The organism is Acetobacter estunensis, from assembly GCF_011516945.1.
Taxonomy (GTDB): domain Bacteria; phylum Pseudomonadota; class Alphaproteobacteria; order Acetobacterales; family Acetobacteraceae; genus Acetobacter; species Acetobacter estunensis.
Genome location: NZ_WOTH01000025.1, coordinates 1 through 20516, shown reverse-complemented (window position 1 = coordinate 20516; position 20516 = coordinate 1). Strand labels below are relative to the sequence as shown.

The 20516-nt window shown below is 57.0% G+C and carries 18 protein-coding genes; 2 read left to right on the top strand and 16 right to left on the bottom strand.

All coding sequences use genetic code 11. The features are described from left to right. Positions 1-15: 15 nt before the first annotated feature. From GOB87_RS11440 to GOB87_RS11415, 6 genes are all read right to left on the bottom strand, one after another. Positions 16-660: an antitoxin of toxin-antitoxin stability system gene (locus GOB87_RS11440; RefSeq protein ID WP_166316755.1), complete on the bottom strand. Its 645-nt coding sequence runs from the start codon at positions 658-660 to the stop codon at positions 16-18. Further along, positions 653-1063, bottom strand: a complete 411-nt coding sequence (locus GOB87_RS11435) for a hypothetical protein (RefSeq protein WP_166316752.1) — start codon at positions 1061-1063, stop codon at positions 653-655. The genes GOB87_RS11440 and GOB87_RS11435 overlap by 8 nt, the downstream gene beginning before the upstream one ends. A gap of 81 nt (positions 1064-1144) precedes the next feature. Further along, positions 1145-2332 carry a DUF932 domain-containing protein gene (locus GOB87_RS11430; protein ID WP_166316749.1) on the bottom strand — a complete coding sequence of 396 codons (1188 nt, stop codon included), beginning with the start codon at positions 2330-2332 and terminating at the stop codon, positions 1145-1147. A 146-nt stretch (positions 2333-2478) separates the two neighbouring features. Then, positions 2479-3162, bottom strand: a complete 684-nt coding sequence (thrH, locus tag GOB87_RS11425) for a bifunctional phosphoserine phosphatase/homoserine phosphotransferase ThrH (protein WP_166316746.1) — start codon at positions 3160-3162, stop codon at positions 2479-2481. Continuing rightward, on the bottom strand, positions 3159-3785 hold the full coding sequence (locus tag GOB87_RS11420) for a LysE family translocator (protein ID WP_166316743.1): 627 nt from the start codon (positions 3783-3785) through the stop codon (positions 3159-3161). The genes thrH and GOB87_RS11420 overlap by 4 nt, the downstream gene beginning before the upstream one ends. Next, positions 3782-4675 (bottom strand): 2OG-Fe dioxygenase family protein, encoded by an 894-nt coding sequence (locus tag GOB87_RS11415; protein ID WP_166316740.1) that lies wholly within the window; start codon positions 4673-4675, stop codon positions 3782-3784. Before GOB87_RS11415 ends, GOB87_RS11420 begins: the two co-directional genes overlap by 4 nt. 50 nt (positions 4676-4725) lie before the next feature. Between GOB87_RS11415 and GOB87_RS11410 the strand changes: the two genes are divergently transcribed. After that, entirely contained in the window at positions 4726-5643 is a 918-nt protein-coding gene (locus GOB87_RS11410; RefSeq protein WP_166316737.1) for a LysR family transcriptional regulator, read from the top strand. Positions 5644-5719: 76 nt separating this feature from the next. Here GOB87_RS11410 and GOB87_RS11405 read toward each other — a convergent pair whose 3' ends face one another. The 5 genes from GOB87_RS11405 to GOB87_RS11385 all read right to left on the bottom strand — a co-directional run bounded on the left by GOB87_RS11405 (position 5720) and on the right by GOB87_RS11385 (position 14357). After that, a complete protein-coding gene (locus GOB87_RS11405) occupies positions 5720-7807 on the bottom strand; it encodes a ParB/RepB/Spo0J family partition protein (RefSeq protein WP_166316734.1) in 2088 nt (695 codons plus the stop codon). A gap of 163 nt (positions 7808-7970) precedes the next feature. Further along, on the bottom strand, positions 7971-8570 hold the full coding sequence (locus tag GOB87_RS11400; protein ID WP_166316731.1) for a glutathione S-transferase family protein: 600 nt from the start codon (positions 8568-8570) through the stop codon (positions 7971-7973). Between the two features lie 369 nt (positions 8571-8939). Continuing rightward, complete coding sequence (locus tag GOB87_RS11395; RefSeq protein WP_166316728.1) at positions 8940-12107, bottom strand: error-prone DNA polymerase; 3168 nt, start codon at positions 12105-12107, stop codon at positions 8940-8942. Next, on the bottom strand, positions 12104-13531 hold the full coding sequence (locus tag GOB87_RS11390; RefSeq protein WP_264805305.1) for a DNA polymerase Y family protein: 1428 nt from the start codon (positions 13529-13531) through the stop codon (positions 12104-12106). Before GOB87_RS11390 ends, GOB87_RS11395 begins: the two co-directional genes overlap by 4 nt. Before the next feature lie 10 nt (positions 13532-13541). Beyond that, a complete protein-coding gene (locus GOB87_RS11385) occupies positions 13542-14357 on the bottom strand; it encodes an ImuA family protein (protein ID WP_242006332.1) in 816 nt (271 codons plus the stop codon). A 156-nt stretch (positions 14358-14513) separates the two neighbouring features. On the opposite strand from GOB87_RS11385, the gene GOB87_RS11380 reads away from it, so the two are divergent. Next, complete coding sequence (locus GOB87_RS11380) at positions 14514-15224, top strand: UvrD-helicase domain-containing protein (protein ID WP_242006331.1); 711 nt, start codon at positions 14514-14516, stop codon at positions 15222-15224. A gap of 45 nt (positions 15225-15269) precedes the next feature. On the opposite strand, the gene GOB87_RS11375 is transcribed toward GOB87_RS11380, so the two are convergent. The 5 genes from GOB87_RS11375 to GOB87_RS11355 are packed head-to-tail and all read right to left on the bottom strand — an operon-like array spanning position 15270 to position 20340. Beyond that, positions 15270-16982, bottom strand: coding sequence for an alpha-keto acid decarboxylase family protein (locus GOB87_RS11375; RefSeq protein WP_166316722.1), 1713 nt, complete (start codon positions 16980-16982; stop codon positions 15270-15272). 43 nt (positions 16983-17025) lie between these two features. Next, the gene (locus GOB87_RS11370) at positions 17026-17673 is read right to left on the bottom strand and encodes a prephenate dehydratase domain-containing protein (protein WP_166316719.1); all 648 of its coding nucleotides are present in this window, start codon (positions 17671-17673) and stop codon (positions 17026-17028) included. Positions 17674-17700: 27 nt separating this feature from the next. Then, positions 17701-18714, bottom strand: a complete 1014-nt coding sequence (locus GOB87_RS11365; protein ID WP_166316716.1) for a ketoacyl-ACP synthase III — start codon at positions 18712-18714, stop codon at positions 17701-17703. Beyond that, the gene (locus GOB87_RS11360; protein WP_166316713.1) at positions 18711-18956 is read right to left on the bottom strand and encodes an acyl carrier protein; all 246 of its coding nucleotides are present in this window, start codon (positions 18954-18956) and stop codon (positions 18711-18713) included. The genes GOB87_RS11365 and GOB87_RS11360 overlap by 4 nt, the downstream gene beginning before the upstream one ends. Then, on the bottom strand, positions 18949-20340 hold the full coding sequence (locus GOB87_RS11355) for an ANL family adenylate-forming protein (protein ID WP_166316710.1): 1392 nt from the start codon (positions 20338-20340) through the stop codon (positions 18949-18951). Before GOB87_RS11355 ends, GOB87_RS11360 begins: the two co-directional genes overlap by 8 nt. Positions 20341-20516 lie beyond the last annotated feature (176 nt).

Here is a 20516-nt window from a genome sequence, read left to right as displayed (position 1 = left end):
TTGCGCCTTTGCCAATCATGAAAACCGGTCTCCTCCTACGGTAAATGTATATCCGTTGGCGCGGATGGCGTCATCAATCGCCCCATCGGTGGTTTGATAGTCCCATTCGCGTTCAAGAGAACGATACAACCAGCGCGCCAGATCGCGCAGGGCCTTGATAATCCCCTCCTCCGCGTCTGTCGTCATGTCCTGACCCGACGGGCTGTCGCGACTGACGTCGATACGCATCGTATATTCATGGTAATAGAGGCCGCGTTGCGTGATCCGCGCGGTAATCTGGTAGAAATTCCGCCTTTGGATCTCCAATAGCTGGTCTGCGATGGCATGAAGTGCCTCGTCCTGCGGCGCGTACTGACGGATTTCATAGGACGCATGTCGGGCATATTTATAGACACCCTCGAACGAAGCGCCGTCCCCCTGACTGGAGAACCCCCGGAAATAGATACAGGGATCGCTTACGCGGGATGCGCCTGCCGAGTGCCATGATGCCATCGCTACGTCCACCCCGATTATGGTGCATATCCTCAAAAAATCCTCATAAACGCTATCCCACCAGGGAAAGCCGTCCAGAGTGTTGCGATACCAGCAGCGGGCTCTTTCACGGGCCGCGTCGCACAGTTCATCAATCTGATAAACCGTAATGGAGATGATCTCAGGCATCGGGATCATCTCCTTCAAGGGCGCTTGCCAGCCATTCGTTGGTGCTGGTCCAGCCAACGGACTTTCGCGCGCCAAGATCGATCATGTGCGCCCCTCCCCCGAAAGCTTCCAGACGGGGTCGGGAACATGTGTTAGCGTATTCGAAACCCCATAAGCCCGAGAGATGGAATTCTGCCGCGCATCCCAGGACGAACGCGATGACACATTCAGGGTCTCCGCTGATGTCGTCACGGATCCACAGCTCCGAGCTGCATTCGCCCGACAGGGAAAGCGTGAAGCCGTCGGCAACCCGGAATCCATCACTATCTTCCGGCTCGTTTGTATATAACTCGAGCGCACGCGTCGCGTTTTCATACGTCCCGACATCCAGGACACACGAAAAATGGGTGAAATAGTCGGCCATCGGGAAACCTCCCTATAAAGAAAAAGCCCGGAATGGATCCGGGCTTTCGCGAGAAACGGGGCAAAATGATCTGGTGCGGTGTCAGACACGCTCCATGAGTTTGCGTGCCTTGCCTTCAAGGTCGAGGCGCGTGTCCTGGTTGCTCTTCGTCCGCGCGAACGCCGTGATGCCCTGAACGAAGTCGAACACGCTTTCCGGGGGCCGGCCTTCCTCATGCAGCACGGTTTCAATGATTTTTGCGGTTTCCGGCTTCGAGAAACCTTGACGCCGCAGGAACCGTTCACGATCCTCCTCGTCACGCGCGACAACCTGCCTGCGTGATTCCTGAATGCCGGAAATGAACGTCGCTGCACTGGCATTTGCGAAATTACGCAGTGCTGGCGTCGCCTGATGGACAAAGCGGTTTGCGGCGAACTTGCTGTGACGGATCGTGATCTGCTGCAGGTTTTCCTGCCCCCAGATCAGGCGGTTCTGACACACCCCGCGAAGATAAAAAGAGGCAATTCCAAGACTTTTACTACCGACTTCCGAATTCCAGGCGTAAAATCCCCGGAAGAACAGATCAGGTTCACCATTCGGCAGTCGTCCGGCCTCGATCGGATGCGTATCGTCGACAAGAAACAGAAAAACATCCCTGTCTGACGCGTAAAGTGTCGTGGTTTCCTTCGTGATATCGACATGCGGATTATGCGTCATCGTCGCCCAGTCGATGACACCCGGAACCTTCCAGTTCGTATCGCCCGTCCCGTTTCCAGCGATTTTGCGCACGGCGCCGACAAGTTCATGGTCCCAGATCCGGCCATAATCCGGGCCGGTGACAGCGCGCAGTTCCACACGGCCATCACCCGTTTCCAGTGTCTTGACCAGTTCGGCCCGATGGGACAGCAGTCCGTGCTGCAGGTTGATGGCGGCGAGCGGAGCCGGAAGGCTGCGCAGGTAAGACGACGGCGCACTGACCAGACTGCACAACTGCCCGAAGGACCAGTGGGTCGGTGCAACGGGTGCGCTCTGTCCGGGCACCGAAAGGGTAAGCCGTTCGGCATTATCGCGCGAGGCCTCGACGCGAATGGCGCGGCTCTCCACGGTGCGTGCGGTTGCCCGCTCCGCACGGTTCAGGGTCGCAGCGTGCAGGTCAGCGAGAGACAGATAGCGTTCATCGTCAGGACGGGAAAACCATTCGGACGATACACGGTGATCCACCCGGCCACGGGACGGATCGACGCGAAACCCGCTGCCCGAGCGGGTCGAAGGAAGAACGGTCATGGTCATGGAAACTCTCCTCTTGCGCCGGATATTCGGCACAAAAGGCGAAGCCGCCCTCTCCCTCTTTCAGGGCCGGACCTGCATGGAAAATGCTGCTTCCGGGAACCGGAAGCAGCGAGAAAACACCATGATTGCCACCCGGACGGAGGACTTTATGCTCGCCTGTTATCGTCGGCAAAGCCATCACGTCCGTCAGGCACTACGGTGTGGGCAATAACTGCTGGCTCCTGCTCTGCCATAAACAATCCGAGCAGTTCTTCGTAAGTGGATACCCAGAGCAGGTCAGTCGCCGCTGCCTGGGTGGCTCGAGACGGTCTGAACAGGATACCCCGGTCGACCGCCCGTAAGAGGCTCAGGTCATTGAACGCGTCGCCTACCGCAAACGTCATCGCGGCGGTCGTGCTGGAGGCGGAGACTGCCTCATGCTTGCCCCGCAAATCGTTCCAGAAATCAAAGCCGACTACTTGGTCCCGGTCGTCCAGGAGAAAATGGTGGCAGAAGACCTCGTCGGGCTTCAGTTCCCTGATATAGGGTTGGTTCATCGGTCGGAACGAGTCCGTGACCAGGATGACTGTCATCTCGCGGGCGAGGTGCTTCACAAAATCGACCGCGCCATCAAAAAGGGGAAGCGTCGCGAGTGTTTTCTGAATGTCTGACATGGATATGCCGTGCGCATTCAGGGCTTCGACCCGCCGCGTCATCAGGTGCCGGTAATCCGGCTCCTCGCGCGTCGTGGCCATCAATGCGTCGAGGCCGAATTTCTTGCCGAGATAAGGCCACATTTCAGGGGCCAGAACGCCCTCAAGATCGAGAAAGACCGTCTTTTCCTGTTTCATGAGTGCGCCCCCCCATGATCGAAGAAGCCAAGAGCGAGACCAATGCAGACGAGAAACACACCAATCACACGATTGAACATTCCGGCCCGGGCAAGTATCCAGCGGCGGGTCGCACTCTGTGACAGCACATAGGAGACAGCGACGAACCAGGCCAGATGACAAAGCGAAATCATCATGCCACACATCAGCGCGTAGCTGAGCGGTGACGCAGGTCCGATGACCTGCGTGTAGAGGCTGATGACGAAGACGGCGGTCTTCGGGTTGAGTGCATTGGTGAGGAAACCGTCGAGAAAGGAGCGCGAAGGGGTCACCAATGAGACACGCTCCTCGGCCTCCTCGATCGCAGACCCGGACAAAATGGTCCTGATACCCACATACAGCAGGTAAGCGGCTCCGGCGTAACGAACATAGAGAAGCAGATCAGGCAGGATCACCTGCATTGATGAGAGGAGAAAGACGGCGTAAAAAACGTGGGTCCAGCATGATGCCGCTATGCCCAGGGCCGAGAGAATGCCTGCCTGTCGGCCATAAAGATAACTGTTGCGCGACACCATGGCGAAATCCGCGCCCGGACTTATCACAGCCAGCATGGTCACACCGAAGACGAGAGCGAGCTGGTTCATGGACATGCCTCCTCTACGACAGAGTTTCGTTCCGCCCGGAACGTGATGACGAGCACGTCGCGATATGCCAACTGGTTTCCGTCTTTCGGAAACACCGGACTGACGCCATGAACGACCTTTTCGTCGTCCACGAGCGCGATATCGAAACGTTCCTGGAGCGTGAAATCCGTCAGGGGAACGCCCGCGAGGGAGTAGATGGTCGTCTCCCCGCCTGTGACATTCTGACGATCAATCAGCACCATCAGCACATAGGAGACCCCATCGCGATGAGCCCCCTCCGGGGTCGGTTTCCCGCCGTGTTCGATCGCTTCGATGCGGAACTGGTGGACTTCGACAAACCAGGATGCCACGGGATCGACACCGGAAAAGACCGCCGAAGCAAACTGAAGAAGAGTATTGAGCACGACCCCGTCGGCGATCGTGTCAGGGATCGGCTCGAAATGACGCTCTACCCCGCCATTGAGATGGTTGTAGCTGACCGTTTGATAATGTGGTCGGTGCGGCAGTCTCTTAATTCTGTGATCGTTCGAGACATGATATGCGGCATGTCGACGTCGGCGATAAACACCGCGATCCCCCATATAGGTATCGACTGGCATATCGTTCCAGGAATCACAGAAGTCATTGAGACGAACAGTGCTGCATCCCGAAGAAGATTGAAAAACGTTTCTCAGTATCTGTCGGTCCGACATGAAATAGCTTTGTGACGTGATTGCATTCTGAGCAGCCTGCAAGGAGTGTTCGATTGTGCGATGGCCATCGGAACTATCGGCGAATATTGGTAACGACATGATTGTGTCCACAACAGTTTCTGCCAGTGCCGCACTCGCGAAAATTCTGCAAATGACATGCTGTGGCAGGGCAAAAAATCGATTTGTTCTGACGCTCATTCGTGAGGTAATCTCACATGTCCCGGTCGCAACGCGGAGATGAATAAAGCATGCGTATTCCTGTCCGCCTTCCGTCGCTCAACGCACTTCGCTCTTTCGAGGCCGCAGCCCGGCATGAAACGCTGCAAGCGGCCGCAGACGAACTGCACGTCACCCACGGAGCCGTCAGCCGGCAGATCAGACAACTCGAAGATGAACTGGGCGAAGAGCTGTTCATACGTCGTGCGCGTGCCAACGTTCTGAACGACCGTGGCCGTGCACTTGCGGCAAAGCTTCATGACGTCTTTCAGGATCTTGCACAGGCACTGGAGGACTTTCATCGCGATGGCATTATTCCGCCGTTGTCGATCTCATGTGAACCAACGCTGTGTCTGAAAATGCTGATACCGGCACTTGGCGACCTGAAGCGCGATACCGGTCTGGATGTGAAGGTCTTTGCCGCCGGGGGACCGATCGATTTCGAGAAAGACCGGATCGATCTTGCTATTCGCCGGGAAGATTTTCGGGTCGATCGGGACCTGCACATTTATCCGCTCTGCGACGAGGCGACCGGGCCCGTGGTCACCCCCATGTTGGTCGCGGATGGAAAGGCGGACTCTTTGTTCAGGAGTGCTCAGCTGCACACGATGACGCGTCCCGACGCGTGGAAACAATGGTTAAGTCTTTCGGGTTTAAAACGCACACGTGCTCCCAAACTCACGTTCGAGCATTTTTACCTGGCGCTTCAGGCCGCGCAGGCCGGACAAGGTGCGGCGCTCGTATCAGTCTTCATGGCGGCCGGGGATATCGAGGCAGGGCTCCTCGTCGCGCCGCGGCGGTTTGCGCGCGACGGAACGCGCTATGTCTGCCTGTCGTCGGCCAACATCGCACAGGATGACCGAAAACGGGCATTCTGCACGTGGCTTGCTGAGCGGATGAATCGCACCCTCGAAAAATTTGTGGATCGTGAAACTGTATCCAGACCTTGATCGGGAAAACACGAACCAATAAAAAATGCGACTTCCGGACTACGGAAGTCGCATTCGTGCAAGAAACCTCGATGATTTACTCCGCAGCGATCTCCTCGCTCAGGAAAGTCGGTAACGTGACGTCACCTGTTCCGTTATCGTCTTCAGTGACGGAATCTCCTGTTTGAGGAGCGCCCGCCCGTAATGCATCGGGCAACCAGCCTGCCCCTTCGAGCAGCCGTTCGGCCTCGCGGGCCATGTCGGCCTTCTTGAGATGGGCGATCATCTCTGCCGCCTGCTCGCCCCGCGCTTCACTTACCGCGTCGAGAATATGCGGTTTGGTGACGCGTCCCAGGTAATTTTCGACCGTCGGCTGCCATCCTGCTTCCACCGGATCTAGCCGCAGGGCTGAGGCCAGCCGGTCGCTTCGGGCCAGACGCCGCTCAATGGTTCGCGGCGAGACCGCCGCATGCGGGTTTGTCTTCTCGAACAGGGCGTTAACCCCGAATGACAGACAATGCGCCAGCAGCGCCAGACGGCTGGTTTCATCCAGACGATCCAGCCATACCCACAATGCGTCCTCATCCTGCGGCAGATCCTGCTTCCATCCCTCATGTCGTGCGCGGACGTCTTGCGCCGGCATGCTGGTCGCCAGATCCGCGGACTGCATCGGCAGGCCGACGGAACGAACACCGGCTTCGAGGCAGAAGCCCGAGCGGTCATCGCGAAACAGGTTCAGGCAGAGTGTATGGAGAAACTCGGTCAGCGCCACATGAGGATTGTTGGCCAGCGCGTCACGAAGGGCGAGCGTGCGCCATGCCGTCAGTTCGGAGAGCAACCGGTCCGGGATGGGGCGGCGGACATCTTCTTCATCCTCGGGATCATCAGACCCTTCGGTTTCCCCTGCCCCGTCGACTGCGGGATAATCGTTTTCGTCATGCGCTGCGCTGGCTTCCTCGGCCTGCGCAGAAGTGTGCGTGTCCGATGGGCTTTCATCTTCCATATCTTCCGGATGGGCAAAACCGCGTTCGATCAGGAGGGTGCCGTCGCTATCGAGGCTGACGAAAGCCCCTGCGCGAACCACGTCGCCAGGGTCGAAGATCGCAGGACGAGTTTCGAGGACCTCGATCGCCTGTTCGATCTCACCGAGACGGCTATCCACCTCATCGGGCAGTTCATCCGCCTGAGCATATTCCGCCTCAATCGCCTCCTGCTCGCTGCGGAGCGCCTCAAGGCGTGCTGTCTCTTCTTCCGAGAGTGGAACCGCCTTACTGTCAATCTCGGCAAGATGACGTGTATGCCCCCATGGGAACGACAGGTCGGTTTCAACCCATTTCCAGCCTTCGGCCCGGACCTGTTCGGCTGCCGCATGCAGTTTCTCCATAACCAGCCGGTCGAGAATGGCCGGATCCTGAAGCCAGCCACCATCATCGGCTTCGAACAGGTCACGCATCACGTGACCACCGGCCGCGACATAGGCATCGAGCCCGACGAAGCGGGCACGCGCGTCCGACGCGCGCACGGTCTTCTCGGTCAGCATGCGGCGAATGACGTAGGGCTCGCGGTTATGGCTCTGGGCAATGATCCCCCAGACCTGCTCTTGGCGGGCGGTATCGTCGCTGATGGAAAAGGCCATCAGCTGTTCCAGCCGCATGCCGTCCTGCTCATAAACCTCAAGCAGGTTTTCAGAGACCGTCATCAGACGAAGACGCTGTTTGACGACGGAGACCGGAACGAAGAACGCGGCTGCGATTTCCTCTTCGGACATGCCTTTTTCCAGCATGCCGCGGAACGCCCGGAACTGGTCCAGCGGATGGAGGGCCACGCGCTGGACGTTTTCGGCGAGAGAGTCATCCTCGGCGAGAATGGCTGAACCGGCCTCGCGCACGACGCAGGGCACCGGCGCCGTCTTGTTGAGTTTCTTCTGTTTGACTAGCAGTTCGAGTGCCCGGAAACGGCGGCCGCCTGCGGGAACCTCGAACAGACCGGTTTCGATGCCTTCGTCGTCGAGGACGGGACGGACGTTCAGGCTCTGTAGCAGGCCGCGGCGTTCAATGTCGCGGGCCAGTTCCTCAATCGAGAGCCCTGACTTCACACGCCGGACGTTGGACTGTGACAGAACAAGCTTATTGAAGGGAATATCCCGTGACGAACTCAGGCTGATTTTCTGGATGGCGGTAGCCATGGCGAAAACTCCATGACGGGCGGAGCGGAGACTCTCTCCCCTCCTTTCAACCTGTCATGAAATTTCCAACTTCACTCTTTCTCTCCGTGCTCCCCCACCGAAAAAGCCGGAGCCATGGTGACCAGAAGCAGGGAAAATTACTTTCGCCGGTCGATATATCTGCTTACTGATCGACCGGTATGTAGCCAGGCAATGCTTCGACATCGCTGATCCAGCGACGTAATGATGGGTAGGACTCCAGTGAAATTTCGCCCTGTGGCGCGAGCGCCAGGTAGGGATAGGCCGCGCAGTCGGCTATGGTTGGATGCTCTGCCGCCAACCATGTGTGCTCCGAAAGATAAACGTCGATGATCTTCAGGGTCCGTTCACTCGCTTTGGCCGCATCATCATACCGAAGCGGATAGCCGAACAGCTTGACCAGTCGTGCGTCTGCGGGACCATGCTGGATCTCATTCACGGCGACTGAGAGCCACTGGGTCACTTTGGCGCGTCCGACAGAATCGGACGGAAGCCAGTCATGCTTGCCATAGGTTTCCGCCAGATAGACGAGGATAGCCTGAGAATCCCAGATGACGGTTTCGCCGTCCTGGAACACGGGCACCTGCTGCCACGGATTGAGTGCTGTGAATTCTGCTGTTTTTTGCGCTCCGGCGGCGAGGTCGACGTCTCGTATCTCGAGTTCGATGCCAACCAATGCTGCGAACAGCCGGACCTTGTAACAGTTTCCGGAAGGTGGACAGTTATAGAGTATCGGTAATGTCATGACCGGTCGTTCCTTTGCTCCACCGCCTGTGCGAGGTGGCGCATCTTCAGCGTTTGCAGTTTTAAGTCAAAACGAAAACCTTAAACGACGCTCTGATTGACCGGTTCGTACACTACTGACTGCCCGCACTTCCCCGCGCCCCTCCCTGGCGTCGGGCGGTTGGAAAGGTGTTTTGCGCTGGGCGTATTCACCTCCTGCCTATTTCCCAGCGGTGAGCAGCCGAGGCCGTTCACCACAGGACCATAGGTCCGGGTGTTCTATTTGGCAGGCCACCCGACATAGGAGGCCGCCCAGTGCAAAAAAGCGTTTCCACACGCCGATGCGGAATCTACCCAAATCCGGGCATCAAGAAAAGCCAATTGAAAGAAATCAATGGAAATTCCGCGATCTGAAATTGAGTGGGGCGAGATCGTGCCTCGCGTGATCATCCTTTCCACCCCGCTCCCCTACGTGCCGCAGCAGCCCCGAAAGGTCCGTCAGTTCCAGCGTCACCAGATGCACCACGTCACCCTCCCGCTGGATGCGTCCTTTCGCTGCGATCATGCTCGCGGAGAGGATGATGGACCGGTATTTCTCGAAAATATCCGGCCAGACGACGAGATTGGCGATGCCGGTTTCATCCTCCAGCGTGATGAAGCATACCCCCTCGCCCGATCCCGGCCGCTGGCGGACCAGCACAAGCCCGGCCGCTTCAACACGCTTTCCGTCACGCGACGCCATGGCGACCCCACAAGGCACGATCTTCCGCTGCCGCAAATCCTCACGCAGGAATGACACGGGATGGGCGCGCAAACTGAGCCCGATATGGTTGTAGTCACCCACGACCTCTGCACCGTCGGTCATCGGTGCGAGCACCATGACGGACTCGTGGGCCTCCCGCGGCTCGTTGGCCGCTGCGAACAGCGGCAGGGGTGCGTCGTGCAGGCCTTTGATCGCCCACAGCGCCTCCCGCCGCGCCAACCCGAACGCCTCCCGGAACGCATCGGCCTCGGCCAGGCGCACCAGCGCCTCCTGCGGCACGCCGGCCCGGCGCCACAGATCGTCGATCGAGGCGAAGTGCCGCCGCTGGCGGGCGGCGACGATCGCCGCCACATGCGCGTTGGCCAGTCCCTTGACCAGGCTCATACCCAGCCGCACCGGGAAGCGGCCCTTGTCGTCTTCCGTACCTTCCAGGGTGCTGTCCCAGCGCGAGGCGTTGATACAGACCGGTCGGATTGCAACGCCATGATCACGCGCGTCGCGCACCAGTTGGGCCGGAGCATAGAAGCCCATGGGCTGGGAATTGAGCAAGGATGCCAGGAAAACGTCGGGATGGTGGCATTTCAGCCAGGACGACGTGTAGGCGAGGATCGCGAAACTGGCTGCGTGACTTTCCGGGAAGCCATAGGAGCCGAACCCTTCGAGCTGCTGGTAGATGCGTTGGGCGAACTCCTCGGGGGAACCCTTGCGGGTCATGCCCTCGAGCAGACGGGTCTGGAAGTGCGACACCGTGCCGGTGTTCTTGAAGGTCGCCATCGCCCGGCGCAATCCGTCCGCTTCGGCGGCGGTGAAATCCGCGCAGACCATCGCGACCTGCATCACCTGCTCCTGGAAGAGCGGTACGCCGAGTGTGCGTTTCAGCACCTCTTCCAGTTCGGGTGTCGGATAATCCGGATCTTCCAGCCCTTCCCTCCGGCGGAGATAGGGATGGACCATATCGCCTTGTATGGGGCCGGGACGGACGATGGCCACTTCGATTACCAGATCATAGTAGGTCCGGGGTTTCAGCCTCGGCAACATCGACATCTGGGCGCGGGATTCGATCTGGAACACGCCAATCGTATCGGCCTTGCGGATCATGGCATAGGTGCGGGGATCCTCGGCCGGGATCGTCTGCAGCGTGAAATGCTGCCCTTTATGCGCGGCCAGCAGGTCGAGGCCCTTCTTCGTGCAGGTCAGCATGCCAAGGGCCAGGACATCGACCTTCATGAATTTCAGCGCGTCGATATCGTCCTTGTCCCACTCGATGATCTGACGGTCGTCCATCGCAGCCGGTTCGATCGGCACCAGTTCGTCGAGCCGGTCGTGTGTCAGCACGAAGCCTCCGGGATGCTGAGAGAGATGGCGGGGCACGCCGATCAGGCAGCGCGCCAGATCCAACGTCAGGCGGATACGCCGGTCGGAGAGGTCAATTCCCGTCTCGGCGAATTTCTCCGCATCGACATTGCGTGACCAGCCCCAGATCTGCTTGCTCAATAGTGCAATGACATCTTCTGGCAGACCCATCACCTTGCCGACGTCGCGCAGCGCGCCCTTGGCGCGGTAACGGATCACCACGGCGGTCAGCGCGGCACGATCGCGTCCGTAATGGTCGTAGACCCACTGGATGATCTCCTCACGGCGCGCATGTTCGAAATCAACGTCGATATCAGGTGGCTCAGCCCGTTCTTCGGAAATAAAGCGCTCGAACAGCAGTGTGGTGCGCAAGGGATCGATGGCGGTAATGCCGAGCACGAAACACACCGCGCTGTTGGCAGCCGAGCCCCGCCCCTGACAGAGGATATCGCGCCGTCGGGCTTCGCGAACGATGGAATGGACCGTCAGGAAATAGGGCGCGTAATCCATGCGCCCGATCAGAGCGAGTTCGTGGCGAAGGATCTTTGCCACATCCGGAGGCACGTCTGCGCCATATGTCTCCCGCGCACCCTGCCAGGTCAGCGCTTCCAGCGCCTGTTGCGGGGTCTGGCCGGGGATTTCGATTTCGTCGGGATACTGATAGGCCAGATCGTCGAGAGAAAACCGGCAACGCTCCACGATCTCCATCGTTCGATCGATCGCCTCCGGATAGCGGCCGAACAGGCGTGCCATTTCTTCCGGCGGCTTGAGATAGCGGTCGGCATGACGCTCCCGCGCGAAGCCGGCGTGCTCGATGGTGGTGTTGTGCCGCACGCAGGTCACGACATCCTGCAGAATGCGCCGGTCATGGGTGTGAAACAGCACGTCGTTGGTAACAACAGTCCGGACGCGCTGGCTGTGTGCGAGATTAGTCAGTTCGTACAGCCGCATCTGGTCGTTGGGGCGGCGGCGCAGGGTCAGCGCCATATAGGCCCGATCGCCGAAAGCGTCCCGCAACCGCCGTAGATGCGCGGCACACTCGTCATCCGCGACATCAGGCACCAGTACGGCAATCAGCCCTTCGCCCCACTCCACGAGATCACGCCAGAGCAGGCTGCATTTGCCCTTTCCCGCGCGGGCCTTGCCGAGGGAAAGCAGGCGGCAGAGCCGGCCATAGGCGGCCCGGTCGATTGGATACACCAGGACCGGCGGCGCGTCCTCCAGATCGAGCCGACAGCCGACGACCAGGCGCACCCCGAATTCCTTCGCCGCCAGATGCGCCTGAACGATGCCAGCGAGCGTGTTGCGGTCCGTGGCGCCAAGAGCGGTGATCCCGAGCGCCTTCGCCTGTCCGAACAGCTCGCCGGGCGACGACGCGCCACGCAGGAAGGAGAAATAGGTCGTGACCTGCAACTCCGCATAGCGGGGCGCTGTGGCGCTCATGCGAACAGGCCATGCAAGAACCAGCGCTGCGATCCGGTCTCGCCGTGCTCACCGTCGCCGGCGCGATAGATCCAGAAGCGCTCGCCGGACGTATCTTCAACCTGGAAATAGTCCCGGGCGGCGGTCAGTTCCGTATCACCCTTCCACCATTCTCCGAAAACCCGCTCCCGCCCATCGGCGCATTTCACCTTGCGGCGGATCCCACGCCAGACGAAGAACACCGGTGGGTGGTCGGGCAGCATGGCCATGGTCTCGATCGGCTCGGGACGCGGCAACAGCCGGGTCGGGCGTGGCCAGCCTTCCGGCCAGGCGGCGTCAGTGACGGGGGCGAGCGGTGGCACGCGCTGCACCGAGCGCTCGGGCACGTCGCTTTCCACCGGCGCGACGCGATAAAGCGCCCCGTCACCCAGCCGGTTGGCCAGCATATCGATCAGTCCCGACAGATCGGCCTCCGGCTCCTCAATCAGGGACGAGACCTGCTGACGCCGTTCCATCGGTTCGGCCAGCACCGCAACCAGGTCCATACGCTCGATGCCAAAACCGGGTTCGATGATCTCGATCTGTTCGGACAGAAGGCGCAGGAGATGCTTCGGATCACGGACCGGACGGGCCAATGCCACGCGCACCGCCTGCACGGCGCTGTCGACGCGGTGCAGCAGCAGGTCCAGTCGCCGGGCGCCGAGGCCGCGTTCTTCCAGACTGGCACAGAGCGGTGGCACCAGTTTACCGATATAGCGCGCGATGGTTTCAGCCGCGGCAATCGGTTCGGCGAAGTTGCGCGACACAGCAACGGGATCGGCAGGACGGATCGGCAGGATCGGTTCATCGACCCGGCCATAGGCCTGATCCAGCCTCCGGGTGATTTCCGCGCCGAAGCGCTGCACCAGAGGAGCGCGGGGCGCAGTCTCGATATCGCGGATCCGGGTCAGGCCCAGATCGGCAAGGCCGATCACGGTCTCGGCCGGGAGACGGAGGGCCGCGACCGGCATATCCGCGAGAGCTGCCGCATGTTCACCGGGTGGGACGACGATCGCCGCGCCCGACGTGGTTCGCGTCACGGCGTAAGCGGCTCCCAGCGTGTCGGCAACCGCTGCCCGCGCTGAAATCCCGGCGCCTTCCAAGCGACGGACGATGTCGCGCAGCATTACCGCCTCGCCACCCAGGAGATGATCGGCACCGGTCGTGTCGAGGATCAGGCCGTCCATCCCATTGAGCGCAACGATCGGCGTGACGCGTTGTTGCAGCCAGAGTGCCAGCCGCTCGAGGGCGGCGCGATCTTCGTCGGGCCGCGCGTCCATCACGCTCAGGCCCGGCAGCAGGACCTGAGCCTTGGCGACTGGCATGCCGACCACGAGCCCTGCTTTGCGCGCTGCGCGGTCCGCCGCGAACACAACACGGCGGCGGCCGTTACGGCCCGCCAGCACCAGTGGCGTCTCAGGCGGAGGCGCGGCGTCGCCCTGCTCGCGGCGAAGTCGGTCGGTCGCCCATAGAGGCAGCCAGATCGACGTGATCCGCCGTGTCGGTCGCAGGCCGGTCCGATGCTCCTGCGAGCCGCAATTTCGATTGTCCATGCCTCGCCTCCACCTCGAAATCCGCACTTTCCCCCGAACGCGTCCGGATCAGTTCCAGCAACCACCGGCTATCGCCGACTCCCGCCACCGGCAGCGAAGCAGAAGGCAGGAGTGAGACCCGCCATCGCGTCGTGCTCGCCGTCGGCTGGCCGAAATCCGCCGCATCCGTCTGCCGGCGCCAGCGCCGGAGGGCGAGACCGATTCCACCGCCGCTTTCGGCGGCGAGTTGCAACCGACGCGAAGCAGTCATGGTCAGGCGTCCGACTTCCGCCACGACCGCGCCCAGACCCGGGTGACGCAGCCCTTCCTCGAAACAGGCCAGTACGTCGCGATCAGTCCCGGCCTCGACGAACAGCACCCGCGAGGCCGCCAGCCCGGCCTGTTGCAGCGCGGGTGCGAACAGATCGGCGACCGTGACGATCCAAAGAACCTGACCTTTGGTTCGCGCGGCAATCCCCGCGGCAAAACGCGCCGCAGCGGCGGCGTTCAGGGCGTCGTTGCCGCCCCCCGCAACCTCATGCAGGGTACCCAGCGTCAGACCACCGCCCGGGAGCTTCCGGTCGATGTCCCGGACGCCGAAGGGCAGTGTGGCACGCTTGCGGCTAGTGTGTCCTTCCAGACGGCTGATCGCAGCCCGCAGCGTCTCCAGGCCGGGTTTTTTATGGGGTTCAGCAGTCATTTCACGGTCTGGCGTCCCTTGAGCATACGGATTTCCTGATTATATGTTCTTGATTTGTTCCATTCATGCTACGCAAGTCAATGCAAATTCGCTCCGTATCCGGCATGCTGGGTAGCGATGTCGGTTCGGTATCGTTGATGAAAGTGCGCTAAGGAATTGAATCCAGAACCTTCTTCCTCTCCAGGCAACGACGATTATCTGTCCCGTCTGAATGATGCCCAGCGGCAGGCCGTCACGCATGGGACCGGAGTCTCGGCAGGCGGCGCGGATTCATCCCCGCTGCTGGTCATCGCTGGCGCCGGATCGGGCAAGACCAACACACTAGCGCACCGGGTCGCGCATCTGATCGCCTCGGGGGCTGATCCACGGCGCATCCTGCTGCTGACCTTCTCGCGCCGGGCCAGCGTCGAGATGACGCGGCGTGTGGAGCGCACCTGCAAGACGGTGCTGGGAGACAAGGCTGGTCCTCTGGCCGACGCGCTGGCCTGGGCCGGGACGTTTCATTCCATCGGCGCGCGGCTGCTGCGGGAATATGCCCGGCAGATCGGCATGGACCCGGCCTTTTCGATCCATGACCGCGAGGATTCAGCCGATCTGATGAATCTGATCCGGCACGATCTGGGGTTTTCGAAAACCGAGAATCGGTTTCCCGGCAAGGGCACGTGCCTTGCCATCTATTCCCGCGTGGTGAACTCCGGTGCGCCGCTCGCCGATGTGCTGCTGAAGCACTATCCGTGGTGCGCGGGCTGGGAAGCCCAGCTACAGAAATTCTTCGAGAGGCGTCACGTTCATCGCAATCAGCTAAGCAGGCTGAATGATCGCTTTCGGCACATCGAAGCCCATTCATGCACTCACGTTTACTCATGAGAGATGACCGGAGACATCACACAGAAAAAACGACGTAAAATTGTGCTACTCCCTTGGTTTTCCGTAATCGAAATTCGCGAATTCAGCACAGAATTTATCAAGACCCTTCGGGAAATCATCCGCAGGTAGCACCATATCGATGAAAGATAGCTTACTATGCGAGACCATACAGTTCATCGCGGAATAAAAATCATCTACGGTGCTGACCTTGCGATAAAAAATATCATATCCAGGTGACATCGCATTTATAATTTGTAAATAATCCCATCCAGGAATTTTATTATACTCAGCATGGAACCCGTTTATTAATTTTCCTATGGTATATCCTTTATTATTTATAAAAAAGAATAGAATGGGCAAATTCAATGAAACTATTGTCGAGAATTCCTGAATGGTCATCTGAAGACTTCCATCCCCAAGAAATACCACTACTCTGCGACCTCGGGCAGCCACCGAGGCCCCTAATGCCGCCGGCAAAGCATATCCGAGTGAAGCCCAGGTCGGTTGAGAAATAACAGTGATCCTTTGCGGCATCTTCACTGACATTAATCCAGAAAATGCGGTGCCCGTGTCCGCTACCACAATATCGTCTTCGTCAAGAAAATCCTCAATACATGTCCAGAGTGAAGCATGAGTTAGTGAGTCAAGTTGCTCACCCCGTTTATAGTCCCGTTTTTGGGCAGGGGCGGCTCTGCTCGTATCACCCTCAGCTGCCAAGGGAAGATCCGCGATATTAACTATCTCTTCTATCAGGATGTTTTCAGACGGGATGGTAACCGCATCTTGATCGAACGTCACTATCTCTGGCTGGATATCAATCAGCGCCGACGGGTCGATATTATCAGAGAAAAGTCCTGTCTCTACGTCAGAGTATCTCATTCCGATTGCCACAATACTGTCAGCGCGATCTAACAAATCGCTCGTGCTTTTTTCCGATTGCTTTCCCTTATAATACCCACAAAATCTAGTATCGTACTCGGACAAAATACCTTTCGCTGTCGGTGAAAGAATGACAGGAATCTTTCTACTACCCGCCAATTCCAGCAAGAGTTCCATAAAATGAGATCGGGGGTATGCACCGCCGACCAAGAAAACAGGATTTACGGATCGGTCAATTCGGTCAAATATTCTCCGTGCGATTTTTTTTGTAACAGCGTCTGCAAATAACGCAGACGGTCGCGCAACAACATTACCGAAAATCTCACGGTTCACTATATCGGAAGGAAGTTGAATGTAGACAGGCCGGCTCTGGGTCAGAGCGATGCGGATAGCTCGTGAAATTTCGGAAGCTGTATCCGACAAAGACAACCGCAAGCTCTCTACCGTAAACTCCCTGAAGCAGTTCAACACGTTATTAAAATTTCCATCTGCGGCGGTATGATGTAGTGGCAGTCCTCGATCGACCGCATGCGTAGGCGGAGAACCGCTGATGTGTATCAAAGGAATTTTTTCCGCATATGCACCCGCGACACCGTTCAGTGCGCTCAGATCTCCAACACCATACGTCGTCACGAGAACACCAAGTCCCGCCACCCTTGAATATCCATCCGCAGCGTATGAAGCATTAAGTTCATTACGGCATGAAATGAAATCAACGTCTGGATGATTTTCGACAACATCAAGAAATGTCAGGTTAAAATCGCCTGGAACTCCGAAAATATATCTCACACCAGTTTGTATGAGCGCATCCAGAAGAATTTCTCCAACCGTTCCACGAATTTGTTCAGTATTTTCACTCGAACCCGCATTCTGTGTCATGTCGGCCCCTCCATATTCTTATTGAGATAGAAAAAATACCATCCTAGGATAATAATCGTGAAATAGAGAAATCCGTGTAGTTTCGATTGCTATCCTCTATTCCAACAGCAAGAATCTTTGCGTCATTATTTAACGCCATCCTTCGGGAACCAATAGCTCCAGTCATTTTGGTACAATCACTCAACACCAATTGCATGGCAGCAGCCGTGCTCGTCGTTTCCTGCGTTGAAAAATGATGTGCGAAGATCCAGTTTCTGGACTGCTCGAGAGCCGCGCGATGTGATACAACCCGTTTGATCTTGGGTAATTCGGACGCAATTGCGCCTATCAGACATAACTCGATACGCTGTCGCCAACGCGCTAGTTCACATATTTCCGTGCAAGCACGGAAACCCTGCGTCTCAGCAATCCATCCAATTGTTGAGTTATAAATGGGATAGATGGCCGCTTCGATAATCCCACTAAACAACGCGCGGCAAATATCACCAAACGTCGTGAAAGGGATGCGAGGGGTCTCAGGAGCCGCATTTTCACAAGCAAGCTCAGAGAAAGATCCACAAGGGCCAAGGTATCCGATAGCGGAGAAACTCATCACCGAACGGTAGTGAGCCTTCGATTGGAGCAACCTGCCCGAAGACAGGAAAAATCCGCTTTCTTTATCTCTCACATGGCTAACCTTGTACGGCTTCATTGGGAATTCCCCCAAAAACATCTGCAATCACGGGATTTCAATGACTGGAAATCGCACCGTCTTAGAAAGATCTGTCACCAACGCTCCCCAGTTCAGCCCGACACCGAAACCGCAAAGAAGAGTCTTTGAATAATCTCGTGTACTGCTTAGTCGATCGCTACAAATCGCGAGAGGGATTGAGGTAGCGCTCGTATTTCCGTATCCATCCACCGAGAGAACCACTTTGTCCTCCGGAATCCCGACAACGCGCCGCAAGTAACCCACGATAAACGCGTTCGCTTGATGAAAGACCGACAAAGTCGGCTTTACATTAGAAGAATTCTCTACTGATAACAGATCTGCGATCAGCTTCGGCACACGCGACAAAACGAAATTCATGACAGAGTGTCCGTCCATCGACAGTCGCCCTATTGTTGCGCTAACCGAGCCACTTTCCGTTTCGGCATATGACAACGGAATAGAAAGCGCCTGCCCTCCGGTGGGATCTACGCGATTAAGAAACCGAATGCTGCCTGCGCCCTGAGTGATCAACGTGGCAGAAGCGCCATCACCAAAAAGCATAGAGAGCTGCCTTTCACTGAAATCCACTAACTTGCTCATCGTATCGCCCGTACAGACAAGAACATTCGTCGCGGCGCCAGATGCGACCATCGCGCACGCATGTACAATGCCTGCCACATAGCCATTACATCCTCCAACCATATCAACGTTCAGGCAATCCTCCCGGAGACCCAGACGTTGATGCACCTGATACGAAGCACCAGGTGCCCAACTGGGTGGAGTCTGTGTCAGAACAACCAATCCATCGATATCCTCCCTACCGGCGGTATCGCTTTTGAATATCTGCTCGCAGGCACTGACCATGAGATCAACCGTGCTGAGATTCTGCGCTCGTCGGAGAGTGTGAATGCCCACGCCCTGAGCAATACGCTCAACCTCCTCACGCGGAAACATCTTACAAAATTCATCTTGTCCCACTGTATGTTGTGGAACGGCGCTTGCGATAGAACGAATATCAATACCTGTTATTTCGCGCATCATTTTCCTGTATCTCCGCGTTGCCTATCCGCGAAATTAAGAAAATCTCCTACTGTTTCGAGATTTTGAAGATCGTCGACAGACACCTGAGCGCCAGCATATGCAATCAGGGCTGCCGTCATGGACATTCGCGCGAGGGAATCCCAAAGTCCATCTGCATTCAGCTTCCTATCCTGCCCGAGCCCAGACGATTCAACTTGCAGAACAGATGCGAGATCTTCGAGTAGCTTATTTCTATCAGACATGGTTCTTCTGGATCCTTTGATTGCCGTTATCTGTTAAGGATTTCCTTTTCTTTTTATACCGATCGGTATAAAGTTGATCCTCAACAATCTCAATTTGCTGCGGAACCTGGCCACGCTTGAGTATATCTCGCACGGCCCATCGTATGCGCCTTCGGAGTTCAATAGGATCTTCAGGTTCCTTTAACCTGAAGGTCGCGCCAACCACATTTCCCATCAAAACGTGCGGGACCGCGTAGACCGCGACATCTTCAACATTGGGTACCGAAATGAGAACACGTTCGATCTCGGAAGGAACATATTTTTCGCCGCCAACGTTGATCAGGTCGTCCTGGCGCCCCAGGATAGTTATAAAGCCCGAGGAATCTTCCTGGACTAGGTCCCTTGTCTCGAAATATCCCTCCGTTAACGGAAGATTGCCCTTTCCCACGTAACCATCGGCCATAGTGGTCGTGCGAATAAAGAGTTCGCCATTGACGATTTTCGTATCGCTAAATCTCGGGTCGAACCGTAACTCGAGCGGGTTGGACGGATTGGTGTAGGCAGGGGGCACCCCAACTTCTGACATGCCGTACAACTGTGAAATCACAACAGTGGGCAGCGCCGCCTTTAAGCCGGTCAAGGTGATGTCGTTCATCGGTTCAGTACCAAATCTCACCTCCTTCAACGCAGGGAAAGAAGCTTCGTGAAATATCCCGCTTGCCAGGGAGAGATTTATGAAACTTGGTGAAAATGACGCGACTTCAACTTCGTGCGCGTGAATGGTTTTCCAAACGTCAGCGGGAGATCTGGATTGCGGAATAACGAGAGTACCACCAGAGGCAAGTGTACTTAATACCGTTATGATCCCTCCCATGTGGTCAAAGAAATAAAAGCCAAGCATTTTTCGAGGAGACGAATAAAGATCACGGTAAAGATTTGTGAAATTATCAACTCTATGAATTATTCCTTTTGGTGATCCGGTTGTGCCCGATGAAAAAATGATAAACTTGGCACGTGCGTGTGTTGTTTCATCTTCACTATTATGCGATTCATAGCTTTCGTTTTCGATATTCGTGAAGACGATAGCATTATCATTTGTGACATCAACGACGACCGCGGCGCCAGTTAAACCTGAAATCTCTCGAACTTGATCACATTTGTCCTTGGAAATCATACATACGGTATTGTCGCAGAGCCAGAGCGCAACAAGCGTTGCGATTGCACTTGATCCATAATCTCCAATAAATACAATCGTATTTCCCGATAGGTTACGATTCACAAGATTGGACTTAATTTCCTCTATTTTCAGGATCAGATCATCATATGAAATGATGTCGTTCCCGAACACGATCGCGTCACGTGCGCGAACCGACGGCAGCGGTGATAGAAATTCCTCCAGTTCCATGCCTTCCCCCCAATTTCCAGATGCCTATTTTGAGATATTTTATTTTCCATTAAGCGCATTTTGCGCTAGGGCTTGTGGGGATTCACCGTGAATGGATAATGGCTGCGGCGAGATAGATCATGGCGCTGAAGCTTTTGTCTGTTTTGTCTGCCCGCATTGCGATGCGTTTGAATTCC